This is a genomic window from Pseudomonas edaphica (assembly GCF_005863185.1).
In the GTDB taxonomy this organism is placed as follows: Bacteria; Pseudomonadota; Gammaproteobacteria; order Pseudomonadales; family Pseudomonadaceae; genus Aquipseudomonas; species Aquipseudomonas edaphica.
Genome location: NZ_VBVZ01000707.1, coordinates 1 through 2,931 on the forward strand (window position 1 = coordinate 1; position 2,931 = coordinate 2,931).

Annotated in this window: 5 protein-coding genes; 1 reads left to right on the top strand and 4 read right to left on the bottom strand. The window is 59.9% G+C overall.

Annotated features, from left to right (window positions below; genetic code table 11):
- A partial coding sequence (locus FEM54_RS29305; protein WP_138453931.1) for a substrate-binding domain-containing protein occupies positions 1-550 on the bottom strand: 550 nt, incomplete at its 3' end.
- The gene (gene tcuC, locus FEM54_RS29310) at positions 550-1,854 is read right to left on the bottom strand and encodes an MFS transporter (protein ID WP_138453932.1); all 1,305 of its coding nucleotides are present in this window, start codon (positions 1,852-1,854) and stop codon (positions 550-552) included. The genes tcuC and FEM54_RS29305, both read right to left, overlap by 1 nt.
- Positions 1,855-2,045: 191 nt before the next feature.
- Here tcuC and FEM54_RS34200 point away from each other — a divergent pair, with 191 nt between their 5' ends.
- Complete coding sequence (locus FEM54_RS34200; protein WP_157786503.1) at positions 2,046-2,198, top strand: hypothetical protein; 153 nt, start codon at positions 2,046-2,048, stop codon at positions 2,196-2,198.
- 125 nt (positions 2,199-2,323) lie between these two features.
- Here FEM54_RS34200 and FEM54_RS29315 read toward each other — a convergent pair whose 3' ends face one another.
- Both FEM54_RS29315 and FEM54_RS34450 read right to left on the bottom strand, forming a co-directional pair.
- Positions 2,324-2,716 carry a VOC family protein gene (locus FEM54_RS29315; protein ID WP_017137361.1) on the bottom strand — a complete coding sequence of 131 codons (393 nt, stop codon included), beginning with the start codon at positions 2,714-2,716 and terminating at the stop codon, positions 2,324-2,326.
- A 31-nt stretch (positions 2,717-2,747) separates the two neighbouring features.
- The coding region (locus tag FEM54_RS34450; protein WP_240792822.1) for a hypothetical protein at positions 2,748-2,931 on the bottom strand (184 nt) is incomplete at its 5' end.

Below are 2,931 nucleotides of genomic sequence, written 5' to 3' on the forward strand. Positions count from 1 at the left end.
GGCCCACCTCGTAATCACCCTTGGCGACCACTGAAGCCACCGGGATGCGTTCGATCATGCTGCCCTTGGCGGGCATGCCGAGCTTCTTGAACAACTCCTTCTCGACATACACACCGCTGGCGCTGTCCGAATACGCCACGGACTTGGCCTGGCTCAGCACTGCCTTCAGCTCGGCATCGGTGCCGATCGCAGGTTTGGCTGCGCCGGCTTTGACCACCAGGCCGATGCGCGAATCCGCCAGTTCCACACGGGACGCCGGGTCGACCTTGCCTTGTTTGATCAAGTCATCCAGGGCATAGCCGACCATGATCACCACATCGGCGTGTTCGCCACGGGCCAGGCGGTTGGGGATCGCCTCCGGCGCCTTGCCCATCGACGGGCCTAGGATGGTGTCCAGGGTGTCGCCGCTGTGCTCGGCATATTGCGGGCCGAGCAGTTTATAGGCGGCGGTGAAACCGCCGGAGGTCATCACCTTGAGCTGTTCGGCCTGGGCCGTCAGCGCCAGGGCGCCGAGGGCCAGGGCCGTCAGGGTTTTCAATAGCGTCTTCATTACACCGCCCCCTGCATGACTTGGCCACGCGTGTTGGCACGACGGTACAGCGCCAGGGTCGAGCACAGGGCGCACAACGCGGCAAACATCATCCAATAGGCCGGCGAGGCTTTGTCGCCAGTGATGTGAATGAACCACGTGGAGATCGCCGGCGTGAAGCCACCGAAGATCGCCGTTGCCAGGCTATAGGCCAGGGAGAAGCCCGCCACACGCACTTCCACCGGCATGATTTCGGTCAGCGCCGGGATCATCGCGCCGTTGTACATGCCGTACAGGAACGAGAACCACAGCAGGGTTTCGAGCATATGCGCAAAGCTTGGCGCATTGACCACGAACGACAGTGCCGGGTAGGCGGTGATCACGGTCAGGGCGGTCATTGCGACCAGCACCGGCTTGCGGCCAAAGCGGTCACTCAGGGTGCCGCCGATCGGCAGCCAGACAAAGTTCGACACGGCCACCAGCAAGGTCACCAGCAGGGCGTCGGAGGTGCTCAGTTGCAGCACGGTCTTGCCGAAGGTCGGCGCGTATACCGTGATCAAGTAGAACGCGGTGGTGGTCATGGCCACCATCAGCATGCCGCCGATCACCACACTCCAGTTTTTCACCAGGGTCGCCAGCACTTCGCGCATGGTCGGGCGATGCTTGCGGTTGGCGAACTCTTCGGTTTCCTGCAAGTTGCGACGCAGCACGAAGATGAACGGGATGATCACGCAGCCGAGGGCGAACGGAATGCGCCAGCCCCAATCGGCAACGACCGAGGGTTCCATCCACACATTCAGGCCGTAGCCCAGTGCGGCGGCCACTACGATGGAGATCTGTTGGCTGCCCGACTGCCAGCTGGTGTAGAAGCCTTTGCGGCCTGGCGTAGCCATTTCAGACAGGTAAACCGACACACCGCCCAGTTCTGCGCCAGCCGAGAAGCCTTGCAGCAGGCGGCCCAGCAGCACCAGCAACGGCGCCCACAGGCCAATGGTCTGGTACCCCGGCACGAGCACGATCAGCAACGTACCGCTGGCCATGATCGACAGGGTCACGATCAAGCCTTTGCGACGACCGACGTCATCGATATAGGCACCCAGGATAATCGCGCCCAGGGGCCGCATCAGGAAGCCTGCACCGAACACGGCGAAGGTCATCATTAATGACGCAAACTCATTAGCGGCGGGGAAGAACGCGGCAGCGATATAGGTGGCGTAGAAGCCGAACAGAAAGAAGTCGAACTGTTCGAGGAAGTTGCCCGAAGTAACGCGGAATACCGCACCAACTTTCGAGCGGGCAGAGTCGGGCCGGGAAGGGCTAGTCATGGTTTTGTGTCTCCAGCGTTCTTTTTAAAGTGCTTGTTTCGCTTAAGACCGCGGATAGTGGCTGACACATTTAGAAATGATAAGTGAGTAATTTGGATGCATTGATGCGTTTTGGCTATCAATCAGCAGGTCCGCCAAAATCTCACTGCTGTTCTATGCTTCAGAAGTGACCAATTTCTTATGGAAGGGAGGTGCGTATGGGTGACGAGCACAAACGTCAGGACGAGCCGGAGCACGAGCAGGCCCGGCGGCAACGCGAAGAAGACAAGCCGCAGACCTGGAAACATCCGGACGACGGCACCGAGCTGTCCGAGCGCGATCAGGAGCGACCGCTCAAGCCGTGAATTCCAAGGCGATGATGATCAAACTGTGGGAGCTGGCTTACCTGCGATGGCGGCGGGTCAGTCTCTACATCTGTGCCTGACACACCGCTATCGCAGGCAAGCCAGCTCCCACAATGTTTCTGTGTTCAGCCCACTATCGGCGTACACAACTCCACCAGCGTGCCATCCGGGCAGCGCACATAAGACACCACTTGCCCCCAGGGCTTGGTGCTCGGTGGCGACAGCTCCTTCGCACCGTGTAACAGCGCCTTGGCATGGGCGACGAATACATCCTCGGTGACAAACCCCACCTCCATCCCCAGCGGTTTTCGGGAGGCGTGCGCCTCGACGTGCCCGCCGTCGAAGTTCATTTCGCCCAGTTCATGCGCGGCAAACGACAGCGTGGTGTCCCCCGTTTCCAGCTCGCCATAAGTGCCGGATTCATGCAAAAACCGGCGACTGAACCCAAAGGCTGCTTCAAAGAATGCCAGTGACGCGGCAACGTCGGGCACATAGATAATGGTGTAGGCGAATTTCAAGATAGGCAGTCCTTGCAGAAAAAGTGACAGTTCATGAAGCCAATACTGAGATAGGAAAACCCCACGCCAGCACCCAATAGGCCACTGCCGCGGCCAGGCATAAGCCAATAAACACCCGCGTCAGTGTCCTGACGGTAGGGTTGGCAATGAACCGGACGACCCAGAGGCAGAGCCCGGCCACGACCATGGCCAAGGCCATAATGACCAGCACGATG

Excerpts from the sequence above, each read along its gene's own strand:
- tcuC (WP_138453932.1), bottom strand. The coding sequence starts at position 1,854 with ATGACTAGCCCTTCCCGGCCCGACTCTGCCCGCTCGAAAGTTGGTGCG.